The 23517-nt window shown below is 57.0% G+C and carries 18 protein-coding genes and 2 pseudogenes; 1 reads left to right on the forward strand and 19 read right to left on the reverse strand.

Annotation, left to right across the window (positions count from 1 at the left end):
* Positions 1 to 279: 279 nt before the first annotated feature.
* The 4 genes and pseudogenes from ACI2KA_RS24690 to ACI2KA_RS24705 form a co-directional block, all read right to left on the reverse strand.
* Entirely contained in the window at positions 280 to 1575 is a 1296-nt protein-coding gene (locus ACI2KA_RS24690; RefSeq protein ID WP_404505088.1) for a HEPN/Toprim-associated domain-containing protein, read from the reverse strand.
* Between the two features lie 3 nt (positions 1576 to 1578).
* Positions 1579 to 2529, reverse strand: coding sequence for a nucleotidyl transferase AbiEii/AbiGii toxin family protein (locus tag ACI2KA_RS24695; RefSeq protein WP_404505089.1), 951 nt, complete (start codon positions 2527 to 2529; stop codon positions 1579 to 1581).
* Positions 2519 to 3364 (reverse strand): type IV toxin-antitoxin system AbiEi family antitoxin domain-containing protein, encoded by an 846-nt coding sequence (locus ACI2KA_RS24700; RefSeq protein WP_404505090.1) that lies wholly within the window; start codon positions 3362 to 3364, stop codon positions 2519 to 2521. The genes ACI2KA_RS24695 and ACI2KA_RS24700 overlap by 11 nt, the downstream gene beginning before the upstream one ends.
* Before the next feature lie 196 nt (positions 3365 to 3560).
* A pseudogene (locus ACI2KA_RS24705) lies at positions 3561 to 3780 on the reverse strand (nucleotidyl transferase AbiEii/AbiGii toxin family protein); the annotation flags it as partial.
* A 469-nt stretch (positions 3781 to 4249) separates the two neighbouring features.
* On the opposite strand from ACI2KA_RS24705, the pseudogene ACI2KA_RS24710 reads away from it, so the two are divergent.
* Positions 4250 to 5016, forward strand: a pseudogene (locus tag ACI2KA_RS24710) (IS6 family transposase).
* A 73-nt stretch (positions 5017 to 5089) separates the two neighbouring features.
* Here the strand turns inward: ACI2KA_RS24710 and ACI2KA_RS24715 are convergent.
* The 15 genes from ACI2KA_RS24715 to ACI2KA_RS24785 all read right to left on the reverse strand — a co-directional run bounded on the left by ACI2KA_RS24715 (position 5090) and on the right by ACI2KA_RS24785 (position 23242).
* Positions 5090 to 5350: a hypothetical protein gene (locus tag ACI2KA_RS24715; protein WP_404505091.1), complete on the reverse strand. Its 261-nt coding sequence runs from the start codon at positions 5348 to 5350 to the stop codon at positions 5090 to 5092.
* 35 nt (positions 5351 to 5385) lie between these two features.
* Entirely contained in the window at positions 5386 to 5790 is a 405-nt protein-coding gene (locus ACI2KA_RS24720) for a Rap1a/Tai family immunity protein (RefSeq protein WP_404505092.1), read from the reverse strand.
* A 155-nt stretch (positions 5791 to 5945) separates the two neighbouring features.
* Positions 5946 to 6458 carry a YcxB family protein gene (locus ACI2KA_RS24725; RefSeq protein WP_404505093.1) on the reverse strand — a complete coding sequence of 171 codons (513 nt, stop codon included), beginning with the start codon at positions 6456 to 6458 and terminating at the stop codon, positions 5946 to 5948.
* Positions 6459 to 7149: 691 nt separating this feature from the next.
* Positions 7150 to 9114, reverse strand: a complete 1965-nt coding sequence (locus ACI2KA_RS24730; RefSeq protein WP_404505109.1) for a DKNYY domain-containing protein — start codon at positions 9112 to 9114, stop codon at positions 7150 to 7152.
* 74 nt (positions 9115 to 9188) lie between these two features.
* Positions 9189 to 10358 carry a hypothetical protein gene (locus tag ACI2KA_RS24735; RefSeq protein WP_404505094.1) on the reverse strand — a complete coding sequence of 390 codons (1170 nt, stop codon included), beginning with the start codon at positions 10356 to 10358 and terminating at the stop codon, positions 9189 to 9191.
* Positions 10359 to 10431: 73 nt separating this feature from the next.
* The gene (locus ACI2KA_RS24740) at positions 10432 to 10905 is read right to left on the reverse strand and encodes a Rap1a/Tai family immunity protein (protein WP_404505095.1); all 474 of its coding nucleotides are present in this window, start codon (positions 10903 to 10905) and stop codon (positions 10432 to 10434) included.
* The gene (locus ACI2KA_RS24745; RefSeq protein WP_404505110.1) at positions 10874 to 11500 is read right to left on the reverse strand and encodes an HAD family hydrolase; all 627 of its coding nucleotides are present in this window, start codon (positions 11498 to 11500) and stop codon (positions 10874 to 10876) included. Before ACI2KA_RS24745 ends, ACI2KA_RS24740 begins: the two co-directional genes overlap by 32 nt.
* Before the next feature lie 81 nt (positions 11501 to 11581).
* A complete protein-coding gene (locus tag ACI2KA_RS24750; protein ID WP_404505096.1) occupies positions 11582 to 12496 on the reverse strand; it encodes a hypothetical protein in 915 nt (304 codons plus the stop codon).
* Between the two features lie 125 nt (positions 12497 to 12621).
* On the reverse strand, positions 12622 to 13230 hold the full coding sequence (locus tag ACI2KA_RS24755; protein ID WP_404505097.1) for a hypothetical protein: 609 nt from the start codon (positions 13228 to 13230) through the stop codon (positions 12622 to 12624).
* Between the two features lie 390 nt (positions 13231 to 13620).
* Entirely contained in the window at positions 13621 to 17220 is a 3600-nt protein-coding gene (gene cydC, locus ACI2KA_RS24760) for a thiol reductant ABC exporter subunit CydC (RefSeq protein ID WP_404505099.1), read from the reverse strand.
* Between the two features lie 100 nt (positions 17221 to 17320).
* A complete protein-coding gene (locus ACI2KA_RS24765) occupies positions 17321 to 18754 on the reverse strand; it encodes an ABC transporter ATP-binding protein (protein ID WP_404505100.1) in 1434 nt (477 codons plus the stop codon).
* On the reverse strand, positions 18755 to 19612 hold the full coding sequence (locus ACI2KA_RS24770) for an ABC transporter permease (RefSeq protein WP_404505101.1): 858 nt from the start codon (positions 19610 to 19612) through the stop codon (positions 18755 to 18757).
* Positions 19609 to 20568 carry an ABC transporter permease gene (locus ACI2KA_RS24775; protein ID WP_404505102.1) on the reverse strand — a complete coding sequence of 320 codons (960 nt, stop codon included), beginning with the start codon at positions 20566 to 20568 and terminating at the stop codon, positions 19609 to 19611. Before ACI2KA_RS24775 ends, ACI2KA_RS24770 begins: the two co-directional genes overlap by 4 nt.
* 5 nt (positions 20569 to 20573) lie before the next feature.
* On the reverse strand, positions 20574 to 22136 hold the full coding sequence (locus ACI2KA_RS24780; protein ID WP_404505103.1) for an ABC transporter substrate-binding protein: 1563 nt from the start codon (positions 22134 to 22136) through the stop codon (positions 20574 to 20576).
* A 263-nt stretch (positions 22137 to 22399) separates the two neighbouring features.
* A complete protein-coding gene (locus ACI2KA_RS24785) occupies positions 22400 to 23242 on the reverse strand; it encodes a MurR/RpiR family transcriptional regulator (RefSeq protein WP_404505104.1) in 843 nt (280 codons plus the stop codon).
* Positions 23243 to 23517: the final 275 nt, after the last annotated feature.

Genomic DNA, 23517 nt, shown 5'->3' on the forward strand with positions numbered 1-23517 from the left:
ATCCCCTGAAATCCGCTGAACCCAGTATAATGGTAGACCGTGCTCGGTGTGGGCTCATGGGGAAACATGAAATCCAGTACGGTTGCCGAAAGGCGGGCAGGTTGGGACGTGAGTTCGATTATCACCGTCTTGCACAGGTGAAAGTCCATGCGGTTTATGGCCAACACAATTCCATGACGAGCGAGAACGCGACCGAAAATGTCAACAATATTGTCGCGTCGAGCCATCTCACCAAGAATCGCTGCTGCACTCATATAGCGTCCTTCTAATGCCTTGAGGTTAGTGCTGATCCGCTGCGCTTAACAATGAAACCTCAGCGACGATCGCATCAAGGACCTGATTGAGTTTGGAGAGATCATAGTTCCCTGACGCCAATTCTTGAGCATCATGCTTCATGAAACGGCGGTCATAGGATTCCTTGTGCTCCAATGCGCCGTGCCACAATCCTATCTCGCGCTTGAAGTTGCTCCAGATCACTTGCGGCGGCGGGTAGCCGGGCAGATTGAGATCAAGATAGCATTCGATCGCCGCGGCGCGGCCATTGATGTCACAGTTGCTGAGTCCCTCCGGGCCAAGTGCCGGAAACCTCCGCAGTTCCTCAACATTCGGCAAAACCATGCTGCGCAGGTTCGCCGACATATTCAGCTCCTTGAGCTTGCGGTACGCATCCACACCTTCCGCATCGTTGTCGAGAAGGAACAGCACCTGGTTCTGTATGTCAATCCGCACCAGTCCCTCGGCAAACCGTACCATATTGCCGGTCCCCCAAAAGTGATGCCGCTCATCGCCGTCAATAAAGCGAAAGAAATCCGCGACGTCGGGCCGAAGGAGGTCGAGCGCACGGCGCAGGATCCGAGAATCCGACGCACCTTCAGTCGCGACCAGGATAGTCTGCTTTCTGTCCGCGCCGGCGACAAAGTCCCCCCGTGCGGCCCAACCTGCATTAACGAGATCGCCGAACTGCCATATCACCTCCGCCTCCGCATTCCGCGGATCCTGAGCGAAGATTGAGAGCATCGAAGCAGCGCTCAGGATGCAGATTTTTGATGAAAGGTAGCTCGCTTCAGACCAATAGGAGTTGGAGTTCTCGGTCCAGGGGACACGGGCAAATTTCTCCGCAAGGATGGCGAAGCGCCCTTGCGAAACGATGTCGCGGTCGTCGGTCTCGTACTCCACATACTTCTGTGAAAGGCTTGTCAGGGGGAAGTGGTTGGCAAGAGCGCAGAATTCCTCGAAGGCTAAGTGCTCAGGCCTCCGTCCGTTCGCGACCATCGTTGTAATGTCTGCCGACTCAGCCGCGAGAGCCTCATATTCCGCCTTGGCGGTCTCTAGGCTATGCCCGAGTATCTGCAGTCTCGGAACGACCCGCGACAGTGGACGAACGAAGGAAAGCTCGCTCTCAGCGAGCTCGTCTTCCTCTTCAGGATGTTCGGCATAATAATCGTAGTCTATGCCATCGCATGGCCGGCGCGCCAAATCCTGGCTTTGAAAAAGGTAGCCGTAATCGTGCCCCATATTGTTTTTGGCATAGTCGAGGGAGACGCCACCCACCTTCAGTTCAATCGAAGTGCCCATGGGTCAGGTCTTGTCGCCTCCGGAGTCCTTGCGGGTCTCCGAGGTAATCTCCTCGATCTCCCGCCGCTGCTCGGCGTGTTTCGTGGGGTTTTGCTCCTTCAACTTCTGCAAATTTAGAAGCTTCCAGCGCACGGCTGGCAGCTCCGCGGCCTGTGGCAGCCCGATGGCTTCGAAATCCGGTTCGCCATCGTGGAGCGACAGCAGGAAGCGCATCGCCTTGTCGTCCAGCTTCGCGAGAATATCGGCCCTCATCTGGCTTCTCGCAGCTTTCAGGTCGTCGAGGCCGACGGGCTCAATCGTCATCCCCTCGAATTCCTTTACGAAGGCCTCGTCGAGGTCTGCGAGCGATGGCCGCACAAGCTCGTGCGGCGGGCGTCCGGAGCTGGCGACGTAGATCAGGAATGTCCGGAACAGAGCGTCGGTCAGGCCCTCATTTTCATAGAGCATCTTCACATCGAATAGGTCTCGCGGATGCTGCCGGTCTACTGCCGCATGGAGCTTTCCGCCAAATAGGTCCTCGAACGACACGACCTGCATCTCGGCGAAACCGAATTCATCCTCTACGGCCGCGCTCACGCGTCGGCGTTCGGCTGGATGGACAGTTCCGCGCGCGACGGGAGATGTCTCGACCTTTATTTCGGCATTGCCCTGACGGACGAGGAGGCGGGTGTCGTTGTTGCCGCCGCCGGCGATCCGTTGGACGCTCGCGCCCCGAAGATTGCCCATCACGTCTTCGCGGATGCGCTCCAGTGTGGTGTCGATATTTTTCAGCGTCGTTTCGCGATCCTCGATCGGCAGATAGGTCAGGTCGATATCGACCGATAGCCGCGGCATGTCGCGATAGAAGAGGTTGATGGCGGTCCCGCCCTTCAGGGCGAAAGCGTCGTAGCGGGCGATGTAAGGAAGCGTCCGCACCAGGAGGTCGACTTGGCGCTTGTATTGGTCACGGGCCATGTTGGGCCTCCTTTGGCATCAAGTCGGCCGGGACTGTGATGCGATAGTCGGGGTGCAACCGGCCACCAGGTGTAAGCGCCCGGTCGCCCTTGCCGAGATCGAAGGATGAGGTTTCGACGTGCCGGCGCCAGGCATGATTATGCTTGTCGGCAAACACGAAGAAGAGGCGCTTGGCTTTGACGCTTCGGCACTGGGTGAGGAGTGTCGTTAGCAATCTCGGGCGCAGATTGGCGAGGCTCTCGAACGCCACGTCCACCTTGTGGAAACTTTCTCCCCTCGGGACCTCTTCGAGCATTTCAAGGATCGCGCGCTCTGGTGAGGACATCGGTATTGGCCAGCGCCATGGGCTTTGCGCCAGTTCCGGGTCGTCGCCGTTGGAAAGGTCGAAATCCACGTCTTCAACGCCGATCGATCCGTCGCCGAACAAGACGTTACTCTTGGTCTTCACATCGGCGTCCGTCCTGAGTTTCGATAGCCATGTCGGGATATCGGATCCGTAGAGATAGAGGGCAAATTCGCCGCCGAATGACAGGTAGTGGGCATGTCCCCTCAAGGAGAGTGAGCTCGCCCCGCCGACATGAAATTTGCATCGCATGAGCCAGACAGCCGAGAGCAGGGGGATTTTCCAGCCGCCGACAGCTTCTGGATTGGCGTCCGAAGAAATTGGGCGACGGTACACGCCTGACATGACCGGCTCTAGCCAACCTCGTTTGACATAGCCTGAAACAGACTGCCGCGAGATTGCATGACGGCTCATCCACCCCGAATCCACCAGGAAACCGGGGGGGACTTCCTGCAGAAGCTGCTTTAGCTTTGTCTCTGGTTGTCTATTCATGTTTGATATTATGGCACAAGATTAAAGCTTGTGCGACTCGAACTTTACAAGATTCCAAATTTGTCAATTCAAGATAGTCCAGATGCGTCGATCTCAAAGTCGGAGGCAGACGGGCGTCCCTCCGGGCCGGGCTGTTGGCAGAGCTGAAGCCCCGGCGGGTCTTCCCCCATGCGGGCGGCCATCCCTGACGCGAGACTAGACCAGCAACCAAACCCGCAGCGTTACACGAAACGTCGCGAATACTTGCCGGCTCTCCCGTCGATCATGCCCCAAACTCTGACATCACGCTTGGCACGACATAACCCGAGCCTTCACCCAACGGCTTCGCGGTCTATGAATAGCTTGTCGGCGTCTATCCTTACGGTCGCTGGAAGCGACTGTGTGTTGATCGCATCGACAACGAGTGGGCTCACAGTCTCAGACGTGACAGTGCTTGGTCTACCGCAGCACGGTTTCCCAAATGTAGGAAGGCCTTCGTGAACAGCGCCGTTCGTTCGGGCAGCCGTTCGGCAGTGCCCATGATCTGTGTTGTCAGTCGTTGCATGGCAATTCTCCTGTCAGAAATATATGCAGTTTTCTGACAAGTTGCGATGCGAATACCGGCCCTTTACTCCCTCGCAGGCGCTCGGTTAGAAAAATTTTCTTTCGGCTTTTCCCTGAATTGCCCAGATATATGTCTGATTCTCTTCTTAAATCGGTTCCGTGAGTCCAATTCTCGACCGACAGCGTCAAAATCAGCCCGCTTGACTCTTTGTAATTTCGAGAACAAAAAAGGAACATCGCCGTCCTTCTGGACATGAAAAACTGAAACGCAAGCCTGAGGGCTCTGTTGCAAAAAATCCTTTGGTGCCGGAAGAGCGGTGGTGATTTTGAGCGAGATTATTGATGAGCGAATTCAAGTGGCGTCATTTTGAGGGCGAAGTGATCTTGTGGGCAGTCCGCTGGTATTGCCGCTATGGCGTGAGCTATCGCGATCTTGAACAGATGATGGGCGAACGGGGTGTGGGCGTTGATCATTCCACGATCTATCGCTGGGTCCAGAAATACGCGCCGGAGATTGAAAAACGCCTGCGTTGGCATTGGCGTCGGCCGCAATCGACGAGTTGGCGGGTCGATGAAACCTATGTGAAGGTTCGCGGCAAGTGGATATATCTGTACCGAGCCGTTGATAAGTTGGTCAACACGATCGATTTCTATCTGTCGCCGACGCGCAATGCGAAGGCAGCCAGGCGATTTCTGGGAAAAGCTCTAAATGGCTTGAAGGATTGGGAAAAGCCAACAGTCATCAACACCGACAAGGCGCCGACCTACGGCATCGCGATCGCGCAGTTGAAAGCCGAAGGCAAGTGTCCGCAAGACCTTGTGCATCGGCAGGTCAAATATCTAAACAACGTGGTCGAGGCGGATCATGGCAAGTTAAAACAGCTGATCAAGCCAGTTCGCGGGTTCAAGAGCCTGAAAACGGCCTATGCGACAATCAAGGGCTTCGAGGTGATGCGGGCGTTGCGAAAGGGGAAGCTGCCATTTTCAATTTGACCGGTGACATTCGCGGCGAAGCTCGCATCGTTGAACGAGCCTTCGGGATCGGGCCCAGCGCGCTCACCGAAATTGTGGCAATGCTCGCGCAAAATCTCGACGCAAAAGCCGCATGACCGACGTGGAGGCAGGGCCTCTTCACGGCAAATCGGAATTCTTGCAACAGAGCCCGGAATATTATCATACCAGTCAGAACAGGGAGAATAGCATCATTCCAGCGAAGGTCATAAGCAGTACGATGTAAAACGGACGAAAGAGGTAGAAACGCTGCCAATTCGTTAGGCCGAGGGCATTGATATGAATACGCTCATCAAGCTTCAGATTGTCCATGCCGCTATCGACGGAAAAATCACCGCCGTTACTTTTATAAAATCGGTATTCCCTGACCTGCGCGACAATTTGGTGAGTCGCCAGAAGAATGACCGCCACAAACGCTGCTGAAAAAAGCAAGATTTCCAATAATAGCAAAACTCGAGGACTCCTCTTTAATTCGCGGGGCAGGGATAAATAGCAGCTAGCGTCTCTATCACCAATGTCGATGCGCTGTCTTTGAGACGCTCTGGTGTGACGCTTCGAAGATGCGTGTATACGCGGTCTGTAAGCTCATGGGGGAGAACCGATCCGGCCCCACACCACCCTGTCCCGTTGGTAGCATCAGCCACCCCAGCTATATAAGCACTACCGCGAGCGCCCGACTTGATCCGACCAGCCTCGCTCTGTAGAGCGCCATCATCGGACTTTCCTTCGAGCGCCTTGATCAGCTCAGTCCCGCTGATTATCCAGTCGTGGCCCTCATCGTTGCCAGAGCCTGCTGATGCAACATTGATAGCGAAACCTATCGAAAGTATTGCCGCCGGAAAAGCTACCCGGAGTTGGTGTAATGCTGTCATCTTCCGCTCCGTTGATCACGCTGAACCCGCGCTGTGCCAACGTCGCCAGGCGTGCAGAATTCCCGAGTTTTGTCCGGCATGTTATCCTGACTTTTGCAAGGTTCGAAAGTCAGGAGTTCCGCAATAGGAAAGGCTCCATCTTAGCTCGGCGCATTTCATGCGAGCTTGATGTTGGCGGCCACCAATTGCCTGAAGTCGTCGATCTGTGCTGGCGTGAGGACGCGCTTAGGCAGCATGTTGAACACACGCGCTCCCTGATAGAGGAGGATCACCTTGCTGTCTTCGGTCCATTTAAGATAGTCGCTCCAAGGAATGTTCCAATCGCCCTGCTGTGAGGTGCTTCTGAAGCCTTCATCAGACCATGCAACCGTCATCGGGTGCTGCAGGCTTTTCTGGTCTGCGTAGGCCTTGCGAGCAAACACGGCGGCGCCGAAAAAATATTGGTAGAGCGGTATTGTGATCACAACCGCCACGCAGATGTAGAAGAGTGCCATGAAAGGCGCATCGGGGAATCGCAGCGCCAACATGAAGAGCGAGCCAAGCAGCACAAAAACGACCATCAGCCAGCAAACGAGCGGCCCGCGTGAGGTTGAATATTTCAGTATAAACAGCTTGTTGGCAGCAATATAGTCGTCGGCGGTCAAAGTGAAGGTAACGCTGCGGTTCATATCTCTCATTGCCTACCTGTAAGATTTCATACCTATCGCATACTTCCCGAGTTTGGCTCGATTTGATCACTGCCTTCTGCAGCGCTGGAAAATCAGGATTTGAGCGACACCTCTTGAGTTTCAGCACGATTTAGCCAACTTTTCCATTTCGCACTGAACCACTTCAATTCCGTCGAAGAACTGATTGAGCAAGATTTTTTTTGGTGCAGATGGAATCTGTCAGAATGGAAAAGTGGATCAGTTTTTAGCGCAAACCGACACCAAGAGTAAAATGTGCGGCCCTTCAGGCCTCCTTGAACGCTTCTACCGTCGTTCCGGGCGATAACCCACAAATCCTCTGCATTATCTGGGCCTGCATTCTCAGTGTTGAAGATGTCTAAACCGTAGTCGATCAAGTGCTGCACATTGTCACTCGGTAGGCGTTCTAATTCGACATGAATTGCCAATGCTGTTGCCGCTCCTCTTGTCGCAAAAATCCAAAACCAGCGACACTCTAAGAAGCCCTGGATTTGTGACCTTGATCGCTATGTGGCACCGATCGCCAGCGCTGATCGCGCTGCTTTCGCCACGTCGTGCATGGTAGTTTTCAGTTCAGGCTGTGGCCAGCCCCAGTCATAACAAACAAAGATCATTTCGATTCAATTCATGCTGTACGGCTGCGAGGCTATCCGAAATAGGATCCGCTGGAAGGTTACGTGTTCTCTTGCCCTTCCGTAAGAGGTGTTCGGTATACGGACGAGCCCGACACATGAAACCGGGCTTGCTTGTCCTGGACAGCATAGCCACCATCGGTCGAGATGGAGGCCCGATTGATGTCGTGGCAGACGAGAAGAGCGTCGTCCGTCAACGCATAGACATGGTCGTTGTCGACGGCGAAGCGCCTGTTGAGAAATCGGAATGTCGCGGGATCAAGGCCGGGGACCGGCTTGCGGTAGCGACTGCCGATCAGGAGGTGGCCGCCGGCATCGATCAGCACCTCGTCGTGCACGCCGCGCGCAGTAGCGCCATCCACCTTGCCGGGCCGCGCGACGGGCCTGCCACGATAGAGCAGGACTTGGCCCATGCGGGCAAAGGCATGGCCGAGCGCCGCCACGGCGCCTGGATCGGCGATGTCCCGTTTCCGTTTTCCTTCGACGATAAGTCCCTTCGTGTCCCGCGCGTAGGCGCCGCCGAGCACCTCGAAGCTTTTCAGGTCGGCCTTTACGATCGCGAGCGCCGGTATCGAGGCTGCGCTGTCAAGATAATAGGCTTGCCGGCTATCCTTGAACCAGCCTTCGGCGATCGCCTCGAAGCTAGCAGGGTCGCCGCCTTTCACCGGGTCCTGCCCGTAGGCCTCCAGTCCCGGCAGAAAATAGCGAAGCCCGTGCCGGTCTTGCCCGAAGACATCGACGATCGGCCGGAAGCTGGCATGGTCGAAATGGTCGAGCGAAACCCATTCGCCGTCGTCCGGCCGGCGCGGCCTGATCAGCACCCGCTGGCCGTCGCTGAAGAACGGGCCGCCGAGCGGCCGCGGCTCCGGCGTCCCCCCGGTTTGTCCGGCATCCTGCCGTGCCTTCTCGCTGTGCCACCATGTCCCGTCCAGGTCGGGGCGAGCCTCGAAGTAAGTACGCCACTGCTTTAATACGGCCGAGATGGATTGCGCCTTTCCTGCCCAGTAGGGTCGGTGCTTATCATAAGCAAGGTATTGGCCGGCTTCCGAGGCGCAGGTGAAGCTCGCCCGATCGGCCTCCAGGATCGGCTGGTTTCTGAAGTAGATTCGATCCTTGTCCGCGAAATATTGTCCTTCGTCGCCGATAGCCTGAAAGGTCGACGGATCAGCGCCAGCAATCGTCACGCCAAACGCATAGACCTTGCGGCTGTCTCTGGCGTAGTCGCTTCTCTCGATATGAAACCGGGACATTGGCCCGCGCCCCAAATCATAACCGATGATCTCGAACGTGCCGGGATCTTCGGTCGGCAGGCGCAGATTGGTGATATAATAACCGGTGGCCTTGTCTGCGGCATAGCGTTCATTGAGCGCGGTAAAACTATCGGGATCAGCGTCGCGCACCACGAACCAGAACAGTGTGGTCTGCGTCTCGCCTTGACCGTAAACCCGCTTGTGGTCGCGAAACCAGCGCTCGCCCAACTGGCGGAAGCTGAAAGGATCCACGCCGATGAGCGGAATGCCCTTGCGATCACAGATCGGCGCGCCGTCGACGCGGACATGGACACCGTCATGGACGTAGCGGATGGTCGGCATGCGCCGCTCGCCCAGATAATGCGCGATCCACGCGACGTCCGCGAAGGGACCAATGCGAGGATTGGTTTCTACAACACGCCGCAGCCTGCTGAGTTCGTCCTGCACGCTAAAGGGCAGGGCTCCCGGCTGTTGGATCGGCCCAAACGCTGTCAGGTGCTTGAAAAGCTCGGCGTCGTGCTCCGGCGCTTGAAGCCCGTCCTCGCGATAGGCCGACGCGACCCAGTCGGTGTCTGCGAAATGAAGCTGTGCATAGCGTTCACGGCACGCTATCCAGCGCTCAGCGTCGATACCGAGACGCCGAAGCACTACGGCAGCAGGATGTCCAGCATCGAGAAACAGGCTCGCCGCATACCAATGGGCATATGCGAGGGGGAAAAGCTTATCTAGGTCAGGCGAATTTTCCGATCGCACCATCAATGCGCCATGCTCCTTCAAAAATGGAAGCGGGAATAAATTCGTGTTTGCCGCTGGGCATAGGTTCTCGCTGTCTACAACTGCGGGACCATTACGTCTTGTCGCGCGATGTCGTAGACTGTGAGGTCCGGCAGGCGGGAGAAAAAGGTGTTGCGATTGGCTGCGGATGTCCATGTCGACCACAGTGTAAGTACGGAAAGCCGGCCATTATGCCAGACGACGGTTGCTTCAATGTCACCAGCGTCCTTGCCTTCCCTGTTCTTCACCGAAAACCGGAAGGTTCGCGCGGCGATCCCTTGTTCTGCCAATGCACTATCTTCTTCACTAGATAGCAGCACTGGGGTTCGAGCATCCGGTGTCTGCTTGACGAAATAATCCTTCACAATCGCGGCGCCGGACGTTTCGAGGTCGGGTTTCTCCTTCATGTTCTGCACGAACAACCAGATCAAGCCGACATCTTTGCCGTTCTTGCGCCTGATCAAATGCAGCTCCGCAGGCAGGGGGCCGCGAAAGTCATTGATGGGTATCTCCCATCCGCTCGGGATGTGCAGCAGGTTTTGGGTGTCGCCAATGCGGACAGGAACCGTCTGCAATTCCTCGCCGAAGTTTGATTGCTGTCCATTTTCCCATGAAAGGTTGTCAACGAACGAAGCCGCGTATTCGTCAGCTCGACGCACCAGCTCGTCTGCGGCGTCTTCGCTTGCTGCGCCACTCACATCGACGATGAAGTAGATGCCCAGTGCCTGTTGCGCGCGGGCAAAGCAATAGGCCATGACGGCGCTTTGTGGTTTGCCATTTGCGGCTTTCTTGGCCAGCAGCTTCGCTTCCGTTAGATCCGGCGCAGTTCTAAAAATGCGTATGGTATACCCGAGTGCTTCCACGTCGAAAGAGCAGATACGTAATGCTGCAGCGGGAGCCTGAAGGTTGTAGCCGATCATGGTCGTCTCGACCTTCAAATCGCTTTCCCCAGCCGCAATTTTCCCAATGACCATCACCTTGCCAATTGTGTTTGGCTCAGTTGGCTCCATCGGCACGGTCTCTACCCTCGAATCGTGCGGAATTTTGGTTCTAAAATTCAAAGCTGGCGCTGAAAAATCGAACTCTTTAGGTACCAGCAAGCTGTCTCTGGACGATGTATCGTTACCTTGAGCGAAAACCGTTCCTGCCACTATCGTGGCCAGAATGGAGAGGATGAAGATCGAGCCAGCATTTGGACGCCACGTATTTCGTCTGGTTATCTGCATTCTTGCTCCTGTGGGCGATTGCTTTCATCTTGTAAGACGCTGACAAACTTCTCGCGCCTCAGCTTACTCCCTATCAATCGGCGACCGAGCAAGGAAACGTTGCGGCCAGCCCATCAATCACGAGCGTCGCAGCATTCTGCTTAAGCCGCTCAGGCGACAGCGTCTTAAGATAGGTATAAATACGGTCGGGGAATTCATGGGGAAGAACCTGGCCGGCACCACACCACTGCGTGCCGCTCGTGGCGTCTGCGACACCGGCGATGGCGCGGGCATTCGGCCCACTGCGACCGGCTTCACCCGACATTTCATCGCCCGATCTGCCTTCAAGTGCTTCGATCAGTTCAAAGCCGCGGAATATCCAGTCGCGAGTCTCATCTCCGGGTACCGCCCATGCAACACCCATAGCCAATAGTATCGCACCCGAGAAAACGAGAAAGCAGGAAGAAATCGGATGTATGTTGAAACTCCTTACCGTACCGTTTGCAAAAATCGCAAACCCCGCGACATGCCAGGTCTTAGGGTTTTCGCGACAGATGTTGTAGCGCATCGTTCACGATGGCTTCAATATCCGCATCAGGCCAATGATTGACGTGCCTAAGCTCTGGCGGAAGGACTGCGCCAACGAAATAGCTTCGTTTCGCTAACTGCAACATTGGTATGTCACCGTGGGAATCTCCTACGGCCACCAAAGAGTCTCGATCAATCTGAAGCTCCGCCATCAGGGTTTGAAGCCAGATCGCTTTATCTTCCGGCCAGAAGTGAGCGATCTCGCCATCCTCCCACCCTGTGCCTATCGCGTAATCTGCACCCAGATCAGCAGCCAACCATTCCACGGCGAATTTCCATGTGATCGAGACCAATGCGATTTTTATGCCTTCATCTTTCAGGCGGGCAAAGCCACTCCGAACGCCGGATACAAGACGAACTTCTTGAAGGTATTCGATCAGTGTCGCCCGGTTGTATGGCGCATACCATTCCAACATCTTTTGACGGCCCGCTGTTATTTCCTCTCGTGAGCGGAAAAGCTCGAATGCGTCCATCTCGGCAGTGCGGCCAATATTCCTTGCTATGCAGCCGCAAATATTCTCTCCACGCAACAAAGTGCCATCAACATCAAAGGCTATTAGCTTGGGAGTGGAAATGTTTGGCTCCTTTCATAAAGTACGCAAAACTCCCCGAACCCTAGAACAGCGAGTTTCAGGATTTCCGCGACGCGCGTCTCGTTACCACTCCCGCCATTCTGCGGTGATATCTTCATCATCGGGGAGGCTGAAGCCTGACGCCCTTACCACCGTGTCGATCAGGACACCGAGTTCGTCACGCTCCAGTGTTTCAATCATCCCGCTTCTGCCGTGGATCTCATTAATCGCAAGAACGATGTCCTTTACCGCCGCCTCGATGGCCTGCACATCCCGTTGGCTGGTGGCGGACTTCACTTTATCGATGAACGCATTCAACGCCGTTTCAGCCGTGGCAATATCGGCCTCGTTGAAAAGCTCGTCTCCCTCGGCCATGGACTCCCGCCAGCGCGCCGTCGGCATCTGGATCCGCAATGCTTCGACTTTATCGACATTGCCGGGCACGATCTTCTGCTTGGGAAAGGACGCCCTTCGGTGCTTGGCCTTGAGCATGGTGCGGTCAGCCTGCATCAGATAAACTGCCATCAACCGCAAGTCCGCGTCATATTTTGCGATCACGACCAAATTGCCGAAAGCATATGAATGATCGAAGCGTTCGGCTGAATATTCCGGTAGGGTGCTGCTCTTGCCTTCCCGAAACGGACCGGTCCCGAGCTTCTCGGCTACGACGTCGCTACTGTCTCCGAACGTCAGATCGAAAGGCAGCGCCGACAGATAGGCGCGTTGCAGGGCCCTGATGGTATCCAGCCCAGCAAAGGACAGCCGAGAAACGATCCTCTCCTCGCCGTCCGGCAGGTGCCTTGACCGTACCTCTTCGAATTCGGTGCTGTATGCGGAAAGGCTTTCCACCTGCAGACCGAAACCGCTATCGAAACCGCCGAAAAATCCAATCTCCGCATTTGTGCGGAAATCGATAGGATCCAACCTTTCGTGATAGGCAAGGTAAGACTCGACAACCGGGTCGGCGATGCTGCGGCCAAGTATATCGAAATGATTCATCCTCTTTCCTTCACAGTATTTCTATCCGACATTACCTTGCGGTCATTGTGACATCGATCGAGCTACGTCCGCTTATGGCAGATACCGTTGAAAAACTCCGGCGAGCGGGCCTTGAGATCAGATTGCTATTCGTCCACCTGTACGCGCCCGCCTTCGATAACGACATGGCGGCCTTGAAGCTCGACAAAACGCCAATCTTCGCCAATTGAACCATCCGGGAAAACCTGCAGGCGGTAACCACCTGACAGTAGTAAGTCAGCCCCGCCGTAACTGTCTGTCTTGGCAGCGATGACGAGGAGTTTCTTAGTGGCGTTCACGAAGGAGTTTGTCTCCGCGTCGTAGCCTTTCAGCAGAGATGCAATTTTGATGAGCTGTAGGCTTCCCGATTTAGGGTCGTCATCGTTTGTGCTCGTTCCTTCAGCCGACTCGACAAAACGATCTGATGTCCCTGTGATTACTGTCTTCTCATCAACGAAGCGCCACGGACATTGAACATGCAGTGCATAAGCACCGACAGTTCCTCTGCCTGACGGATGCGGTCGGATGGTTCCGAAATGGAAGACCTTCATGTCCGCAGCATTGCGGGCAATGCTCAATGGCAACCCGACGAGTACCTGAAGGTAATTTTCGAGGCGGACTTGATTATCGATCTCAGCCATCAAATTGAAACCCGGATAAATCAGAAATTGATAAGATTTTGACAGACCATTGCACAGGATAAAGTTGAAATCCATTACCCACAGATCGTATGCGTGTTTTCGGGCGCTGGGTTGAAGATAGACATTACTGGCACATTGATGTCGTGATTCAATTGACGCGTCGAATTACGGAGGATTGAGCGATGATGGGATCGGGTACTTATCTTTGGGAACCGCCCAGGAAACACCCCCAAGTGAATCCATAATGTCACACCTGAGAAGACAGGAAAAAGTGCATGTATGTCTGAAACTCCTTACCGTAAAACCGAAATCGCTCATGAAAACGTAGGATTTCGCCCTCTTCCGCACCCCCCTAGTAGCTCTTTCTACGGAAGAGCCGAAATTTCGATCGGCTTTAAGCGCTAATGACGTTGGCCCGCACACGTGGCGGGCCAACAGTGAACGTGGACCAAGCCACGACTGTCGTTAACCTGCCGCAGCGACCCTGACCCCGACGACACCCGCCGATTGATGGCCGATCAACTCAGCGTAAAATCCTCCCATAGCCACCAGATCGTGATGCGCTCCTCGCTCTACGATCCGGCCATCTCGCATGACAAGAATTTCATCGGCCGCGCGGATGGTCGACAAGCGGTGAGCGATGATTATCGTTGTTCGATCGACCATCAGCTCATCAAGAGCCTTGCGAACATGCGCCTCACTTGCGGCGTCCAGATGGGACGTCGCCTCATCGAGGATCAGCACAGGCGCATTTTTGAGGAACGCTCTTGCGATCGAAATTCGCTGTCTCTGGCCACCGGATAGTTGCACGCCTCGCTCTCCAACTTGAGTCTCCAACCCGGCTGGCAAGGACCTCACGAAATCCGTCAGAGCCGCCCGCTCTATTGCCTGGGTCAGCTCCTGATCGGTTGCGTTAGGCCGCGCGAGCCGGATATTTTCAGCAAGGGTGGCGTTGAATAGATACGTGTCTTGGGCGACGAGAGCGATATGCTCACGAAGGCTGTCGAGTGTGATCTCCCGCAGATCGTGACCGTCGATTGTAATGCGTCCTTTTTCCGGATCCCAGAAGCGCAGCAAAAGATTGGCGATCGTCGTCTTGCCTGCACCCGATGAACCGACGAGGGCGATACGTGCGCCTGCAGCCACTTTGAAGTTGATATCCTTCAAGACTGGGGGACCATTCGTGTCGTAGGAAAAGGTCAGGTCCGAGAACTCCAGTGTCGATCCGCCGACCGAGTCTGGTAGCTTATCGGGGCCGTCGGTGACAGGAACCGGCTCGACATGGACGGCATGTACCCGGCGTGTGGAGGCAATTGAATCTGCGAGCTGCCTTGCCGCTTGGGCGAGTTCCGATACCGGTACGAACGCCGCCACGGAAAGGAGAGCAACCAGCGGGAGATAGGTTTGCTCGAACGCATGGGTGTGGATCAGAACTGCGGATGTGATCAGAACCGATGCGGATCCGAGCGCCGATATCATCTCCTGCTTGGCCACCTGGAACGACAGGTCGGCGTTCAGCGCGAGCCGGGTGTGCTGATACTCGGCCGTTTGCTGCTCGAAGGCACCCCGACGGTTGCCGATCGCCCGAAACGCGATGAGCTCACCGAGACCCTGAACTGTATCGACAACGAATGCATTGAGACCGCCCAGATCCTTGCGCGCCTGATTGCCGAGGCTGTCGACCTTACGCCGCTCGAATACGGGCGCGAGCGCTGCGTAAAGCAGGAACGGCAAGAGGACCACAGCAGTCGGCCATGCAATGAAGGCGAGAGCGATGAGGACGGAGGTCGGAACAAGTATCGCCACCATGGCTGGAGCGACGACGTGGGCAAAAAAGTATTCTACCGTTTCGACGTCCTGGGTACCAAGCGACACCAGATCTCCAGTTCGCCTTTTGAGAAGATAGGCCGGTGCGAGCTTCTCCAACACCCTGTAGAGGTCGACACGCATCTGCGCGAGCAACCTGTAGGCCATGTCATGAGAGCGCCAGGACTCGTTCCACTGTAGGAACGCTGCAACCGGCACCAGGATCGCCATCCAAATAAGGTATGATCCGTAGGACGTTCCTGTTTTGATCGCCGCGACCGTCAAGGCGCTGAGTGCGCTCACGCCGACCAGGGCGTAGACCCGGCCAACGCCGGAGGTCACGGTCAAGATCAATTGCTTGCGCCACGGCCCAATGAGGCTGAATAGCGTGCCGAGCGTTTGGAACGCGGAAAGGTTCGCTGCGATCTTTTCACCTTCGGTTGCCTGAAGCTTCGCAGCAGCCTTATGGGAGATGCCTGCGTCGATCTTGTTCTGCGCGCTTGAGGCTGGTGTGAAGTCCAGCACGGTATCGCGTCCGCTTAACTCGATCTGTTCGGACATCAGGTCGCGATACGGACCGTCACGGCCAATCAGTTCGGCATGCGTGCCGCTATCGGCAATGCGTCCGTCAGACACCACGAGGATCCGGTCGGCATCGATGACGCTCGATAGCCGGTGTGCGAGCACGATTGTTGTCCGCTTACGAGATAGGTCGTCGAGGGCAGCCTGGATGATGGTCTCATTTTCCGCATCGACGGAAGAGAGCGCTTCGTCAAGGACGAGGATTGGAGCATCTCTAAGGACGGCACGCGCGATCGCGATACGCTGCCGTTGGCCACCGGAAAGCCGCAGACCACGTTCTCCGATGACGGTGCGATAGCCATTTGGGAGAGCACTAATGAAGTTATGCGCATTGGCAGCGTGTGCGGCCGCCTCTACCTCATCTGCCGTGGCGCCGGGCCGAGCAATGCGGATATTGTCTTCGACTGTGCCATAGAAGAGGTAGGTATCTTGCTGAACGACGGCGATCTGATCACGGATATGATCGGCTGCAAGAGTGGTCACGTCATGGCCGCCAATTTTGATCGTACCGGAATTGGGATCGTAGAAGCGCAGCAGCAGCTTTACGATCGTAGATTTCCCGGATCCGCTGTAGCCGACGATCCCGATGCGTTCGCCTGCCTTCGCATCGAACGATATGCCCTTCAGAGCGGCACCTCGCTCGTCTGAATAACTGAACTCAACATTGTCGAATGAAATCGACGGCTCCAGAAGCGGCGTCAAAGATGTCTCGCGTGGTGGCCGCGGCGGCGTGGCCTGCAGCAAGCTCTTGATGCCGACAGCCGCAGCATTGGCCATCATTCCCCGGTGGAGCAGGGAACGAAGATCCCGTAAAGGACGAAACACTTCCGTGCCGGCCATCAGGACGATCAGCAGTGCTTCGATGCTCATCTCACCATGGCTTACTCGCCAGGCGCCGAGTGCTATGGCGGCGGCGGCGCCGCCGGCAATGGCGAGGTCGGTCAGGGCCCGGCTCATCAAACTGGCCTGCAGCACGAACATCGTGCTATCGGCCAGCTGGTTGGCTTTTATCGCAAGCCGGTCGCCGAAAGCCCCGCTCTGGCCAAACGCCTTGAGTGTCGGTAGACCCTGCACGGCATCCAGGAAGTCGGCGCCGAATGCCTTGAACGAGCGCACTCTCCTCAATGTCGATTCTTCGCCGATCCGTTTTAGAATGAGCGGAAGGACGAGCGCGAGGATGGCCGCTACCGATATCACCGCCGCCACGGGAATATCCCAAAATGCCAGAATGCCGAAGAGCAGTATCGGTGCCAGCAGTGCGATCGCGAGCTGGGGCAGGAACTGACCAAAGAAAGTCTGGAGTTGCTCGACGCCGTCGATGGTCGACAGCGCGATTGTTCCTGTCCGCCGCTCAGCCAGCCATGCTGGGCCGAGCCTGACGATCTGGTCGTAAAGGCTCAGCCGTACCCGATCCTGGATAAGTGCAGCCGTACGATGCGCGAGAAGGGCTCTCAAGTACTCGAGCGCCATTCGCAAAGCGATCGCCACGACAAGCAGCACGATCGGCATCACTAATGCGTTCAGGGCAGCGCCTTCGAATAAACGGGCTATCAACCACCCAAGGATGATGAACCTGGCGATCCCGAACATCAGGGATATGAACCCTAAACCAATGGCGGCCGCGATACGGGCTCGGAAACCTTCGGTGGCTTTCCAAAGTTGGGCGTCGAAATGCATGATAAATATCCTTGCAAATGAATGTGGTGCGTAGTGTAAACTACGCAAAAACAGCTCGCAAGGGGATGTACGTAATATTCATTACGTCATGGCGTGGTCATCAACCTGTATCTCGAGTGATATCCTTGAGCATGGTGGGCGAACCGTCAGCTGTTAGCATCAGCATTCGGCGGTCAGCGATTGCGGTGGCAAGCTCGCGATCGTGGGTGATCAGCAGGATAGCAAGCTCATCTTCGTCGGCAGCCTTGCGCAAATAGCGGATCACCTGTTCCTGCACAGGCGGATCGAGGCGGGAGGTGGGTTCATCCGCGATCAGCATTTTAGGTTTGGTGGCAAGGATCCGCACAAGCGCCAGTCGCTGGGCTTCGCCGCCACTGATCTGGTGTGGACGCCGATGGAGAAGGTCGCGGCGCAGGCCGAAGCGCTGCATCAATGCGGGTATTTCGCCGAACACCCGCTCTCCCTCCGGAAGACGACGAAGGTCTTCCAGGCTGCGCCCCAGGGACTGCCAAGGCGAGAAGACGCGCGTCGGATCCTGATGAAGCTTTTGAAACTCTCTGGACCCCGCAGTGTTCGGCCTTCGAATTGCGCCGCCAAGGGGCAGGACCTGTCCGAGCAGTGTTCGTCCTAACGTTGTCTTGCCGATACCGCTCTTGCCCAGAAGCGCGCAGATGTGCCCCGCATGGCAATGGAAATTGAGATCTTCGGCGAGAACCCTCCCGCCGATGCCTATACGCAGGTGATCAGCTTCGATGACTTTCGGCGTGTGCGAGCGCGCGTAAGGTCTCGGCTCCCAAGTGGCAGGATCGCTTGCGATATAGCGACGGGCATAATCTGTCCGGGCGTCTCGCAGAACCTGTTCGGCCGGGCCGGATTCGACAATTCTGTGTTCATCGAGAAAGGCGATCTGATCGGCCAGCGACCGGACGAGTGCGATATCGTGGGTTATGAGAAGTATCGCCCTGCCGCGGTCACGTAGCATCCGGAATACTGTGGCCACAACGTCGCGCCTGTCCGCATCGAGACCCTTGGTCGGTTCGTCGGCGATGATAATGCCGGCGCGGGTAACAGATGCAATCGCAGCCATGACGCGCTGCGCCATGCCGCCCGAAAGCTCGAACGGGCGCTTGCGATGATGTTCGGTATCCAGTTGCATCGCGGAAAGCGCCGTAGCAGCGTCGGCCAGAGCCGTCGGCGCCTTAATCTGCTCGCCGACCTGGACGTCAGCACCAAGCAGCGGGGCAAGTGCGTTGAGGGGTTCCTGCGGCAGCAGAAAAATATCCTTCGACCAGAGCGATCGAAGCGCATGGCTGTCGCTCGCATCATATATTCGGCCATTGACGACGATGCGGCCGGACACGGAAACGCCTCTCGGGACGAGGCCCATGATAGCGCTGCCGATCAGGCTCTTGCCGCTGCCTGTCTCTCCCAGCACAGCCAGGATCGCACCCGACGCTATGGTCAGGGAAACGTTCTCAACGATAACGCGGTGCGGTGTGGCGATCGTCAGATTTTCGACGGCAAGCGTGTTCACTCAGACGGCCTCCTCGATGCCCTGGCGACGCCCGCTATAATACTCGCCGATCAGCGTGGCCGACAGCGTGCAGATGAGAATCGCCGCGGCGGGCGTCAGTACCATGTGCGGGTAGGTGCGGAAGAAGGTCATGGTCCCCGCGATCATCGCCCCCCATTCGGCGTCCGGTGGTCTGAGGCCGAGCCCGAGGAAGCCGACCGACGAGATGGTCAGGACATTGGCTCCGACGGTAAGGGCTCCGAGCGAAGCGAGATATGGTGTGATCGCCGGCAGCACATGCACGCGGAAGATATATGCCGGCCCAAATCCGAGCAGGCGCGAGGCCTCGACATGATCGGAGGCAAGCTCCCGGCCGGCTATGGCGGCTGTCAGGCGGGCAAAGCCCGGCCATTGAGACATCCAGAGGCCAAAGAGAATCGGGCCGATCCCGCCGCCGAGCAGGCTGGAAACGAGAATGACGAACAGCAGGCTCGGGCAGGCGATGATCACGTCGGAGAGCCTCATGATCACCTGCCGGATCCAGCCGCCATGGAACGCCGAGAGGAATCCGAGCGCCAGGCCGGTAATCAAGGAAGCGATGACCCCGGCAACCGCGATCCCCAGCGAGACCCGCGCGCCAGCGATGACGCGGGCGGCGATCGAACGACCGAGATTGTCTGCGCCGAGCAGGTGTTCCGCCGATGGTGTCGCATAGGCAGCACTGAGAGCCTGGCGATTGGGATCAACCGTCAGCAGCAGGGGGCCGCACAGGACCAGAAAAAGCATGATGCCCAGCGGCAGGAAACCGAAGATAAGAACACCCGGCGATGGCAGCAGCCGGCGTTTCTCATGGCGCGGTTCGGGACACAGGTTAGTCATGGTCTGGATTCCGGCGCGATCAGACGTGGATCGAGCAATTGCATGCTGATATCGGCAATACCGTTGATGACAACGACAGAGATGCCAATCAGCAGCCCGGCGCCCATGGCCATCGGAATATCGGCGGCGAGCACGCTGTCGATCAACAGGGTCCCGAGGCCGTCGAGATTGAACAGGACGTCGATGACGACCAGGCCGCCGATCGTACCGGCCATCAGCGGCCCGAAATAAGCGACGACAGGCACGAGCGTCGGACGCAGTGCATGAAAAAAAATGATCCGTAACCAGCTTTGTCCCTTGATGCGGCCATAGGTCGGATAAAATTCCTGCATCGTCCGAACCACGGCGTTGCGGGCGACGCGGGAAAGGTCCGGCAGCAGTGCGATCGCAAGCGTCAACGAGGGAAGAACGGCGTAGCCCGGCAGATTGTTGCCGGCGGCCGGCAACCATCGCAGACCGATGGCGAATATCGTGATCAGGATGATGCCAAGCAGGAAAGAGGGCACAGACGACAGGACGGCGGAAACGACGAGAAACGCCCGATCGATGATGCTGTCCCGCCGCATGCCGACCGCAAAGCCCATAGCCAGGCTGAGAATAAGCGCCAGACCCACACCGGCCACCGCTATGCTGAGTGTCGTCTCGAAACTGCGCCAGACTTCGGGGACAACCTGCCGACCGCTGATCACGGAACGGCCGAGTTGACCGGTCAGCGCCGAGCCGACCCAGCGTACATATTGAATGATGATCGGCTGGTCGAGCCCTGTCGCCTCACGAGCCTGTTCCACCGACCCGAAGCTGAAGTTCTCACCGAAGCGGGCCTCGGCGATGCGGTATGCCACATCGCCAGGGGCAGACTGCACGGCAATGAAGGCAAGGGTGGCCACGCCGATGGCCACCCCGATCGCTGCCAGAACGTAGCCCAGTATCGCACCGATTATGCGACGAACGGACAACGGTCCTACTCAGCCCATTTGACGCGATCGATCCAGAAGCTCACCTCAAGGGCGTCAACCGGCACGCTGTTGGCATCGACCCGGTCGGAAATCGAGACATTGTAGTCGTACCAGACCACCGGAATGACCGGCAGATCACCATTGACGAGTGTCCGAAGCTTGTCCCGGGCCACCGCGAGCTCTTCCTTTGTCCGCGCGGCAAGATAGGCGTTGAGGGCGCTTTCCATTTCCGGATCGTGGTAGTTGACGCCGCTCCAGACGGACGAGGCGGCGTTTTCCTCCGCATAGTCCAGCACGAGCGTAGCGACGGGATCGGGCACTGCGCCGTAGTTTCGTCGTGTCAGGCCGAAGACGAAGTTGCCCTTGGCTATCGTCTCCATGACCTGTCCCTGATTGCCGTTTTCCAGCTTGACCTCAATGCCGACATCGGCGAGCTGCGCCTGGATTGCCTCAGCCAGAGAAGACACCTCGGGCTGCTTGCCGACGATCATCGTGAATGAGAAGCGGGTTCCGTTCTGTTCGAGAATCCCGTCGGAGCCCGCAACCCAGCCGGCCTCGGCGAGAAGCCGCTTCGCCTCTTCGACATTACGTTCGACTTGGGGAAGGTCGGGGTCGTACCAGTCCGCGAACGCGGAAGAAAAGAGCTGATTGGCGGCGGCCTTGGGATTCTTGAACAGTGCCGTTGCGATACCCTTTCGGTCGAGCGCCAGCGAGATTGCACGACGCTCAACGGGGTTGTCGAAACGCAAATCTTCGGCATTGACGAAGACGCCATTGATGCGTGCGGTCTGAACCTGCTTTACACTAACCCTGCCGGTTGCCTCCACGCGATCACGCAGTACCTGTGGCAAGCCGAGGACCAGATCAGCCTGTCCGGCCTCCGCCATATTGGCGATCGTGTCAGGGGACGTGGCGCCGGTGAAATGCACCTTAGCGATGTGGGGCTGCTCACCCCAATAATCCGGGAACGCTTCGAGATCGACCGAGGTCTTACTGTCGATCTTCGTGATCCGGTAGGGGCCGGTGCCAATGATCTGCTTGACCGTGCCGTCGGCGGCAAACGAGGCCGGCGCCAGAATGATGGCGGGGCCGTCGGTGAAAAAGTCGGCGACGAGACTGTTCGGCCGCGTAAGGGTGACCACTACGGATTGACCGTCGACACGTACGCCTGAGATCGGCAGCTTCGACACCATTTCGGAGTTGGTGTTGGCCTTGCGCATGAGTTCGATTGCGTTGCGAACCAGTTCAGGGGTCAGCTCCGACCCGTCATGGAACCGCACGCCCTTGCGAATGACGAAAGTCCAGGCGAGACCGTCATCGCTGACCGACCAGCTTTCGGCAAGTTCCGGGGCGAGCTTGCCTTCCGGGTCGATCGTCACCAGCGTTTCCGCGACACGCAGGCGTCGAAAATGGTAGCTTGTATCACCGAGATCGAGGCTGGTGATTTCGCGCGGGGAGACGATCTGGAGGATACGATCGTCGTTCGCCCACGCGGTATGCCCCCACGAGGATGCTGTTGCTATTCCGAGAGCTAGGGAGGCAGTCAGAACTGTTCTTCGGGAAATCATAAAATGGCTCCTCGGTTGGACTCGAATGGCGTCCATGCCCGAACCAAGCTTCCAGCCTCCTCTGGCACGTCGCTGCGTGCGGAGACCTCACGTATATGTACCGGCCACTACACAGCGTAGTAGCAACTACCATTCATGATTATTCTGATCAAGTTTAAATTTCCCGTCCGGTACCGCTTGCGCCGGCGCTACATTGGGCGTCGTCCGTGTCGCAAAGCACACGATGTGACGCGTAGTACTGATGGCGTGTCAATTAAAACGCATCAAACGCCGCGGTCGAGCTCGGTGCGGAAATCCCGCAGACGATGCGCCGTCTCCATCGCGCGGTTCGGTCCGAGTTGAGTGAGCGATAGTACCAGGGTTTCGAGTGCGAGCAGGATGGTGCCGTAAAAAGTCATGTTGCCCACTTCGGTGCGAGGCACTTCCAGAACAGCGTCGGCGTCTTTCGACAGTCGCCCATTCGGGTTATCGGTGATGACGATAAGCTTTCCGCCGACACGCTTAAGTTCCTCCTTGATAAGCAAGCTTTCCTTATGCACCTTGCCGTAGGCCAAGAGGACGACCGCGTCCCCGTTCTGCAGGCCAAGAAGAGCGTCGGCAAAGGCATGGCCAGTGCCTTCCATCGCAAAGCTCGGCCGGCCTATACGGCCGAGATGAGTTGCGGTTTGCTGCGCCAATCGAACAAGCGGCCCACTTCCGAAAAGCCCGATCCGGTTTGCGCCATCGAGCAGGTGCGCAGCTGATTCGAACTGATCCGGTAGAGAAGGATTTGAGAGACGCTCTAACGTCTTGGCGTAGGCTTCGACCACGAGCTGGAGAGGCGGTCTGCTTGTCTCCTGCGTCAGCTCCCTAACCGTGACGCCCACCTTTTCCACCGGCGTGCGGCTACCTTGATCGAGTTTCTCGGCTATCACTGTCTTCAAATGCGGCAGTCCGTCAAAGCCAAGGGACTGGATCGAGCGAATAACGGTCGCATCGGACGCATCGATCTTGGCGGCAAGATCAAGCGCAGAGCTGACAAGCACAGCATTCGGATGCCGCTCGATATAGTCGAGAAGCCGGGTCGCAGCCGCGCTGAGAGACTGTCTTAGTTGCACTTCTAGCATGCTAATTCCACTGTCGTTTTCCGTGTTATCCGCAGGGCGAAGCACAATAGCTAGCTCCTAAAGGCCGCGAATTCCAGCAGAGGAAGCGCTTTCATCTCATGCCCGTTCGTTTTTCTCCGCAGTGGCCCTAGCCCACGTTTCGAACTTGATCTGGCTGACCATCGCCCTTGGATCGGTCTCTGAACCGCACCGGGTTTGCCGGAGACCCCAACTCGTGAGAAGTAGGGTCTATGACAAGCAAAACGACGAACAAGTTTTCTCCTGAAGTTCGTGCC

Origin of the sequence: Agrobacterium sp. NPDC089420 (assembly GCF_044900305.1) — a bacterium.
In the GTDB taxonomy this organism is placed as follows: domain Bacteria; phylum Pseudomonadota; class Alphaproteobacteria; order Rhizobiales; family Rhizobiaceae; genus Agrobacterium.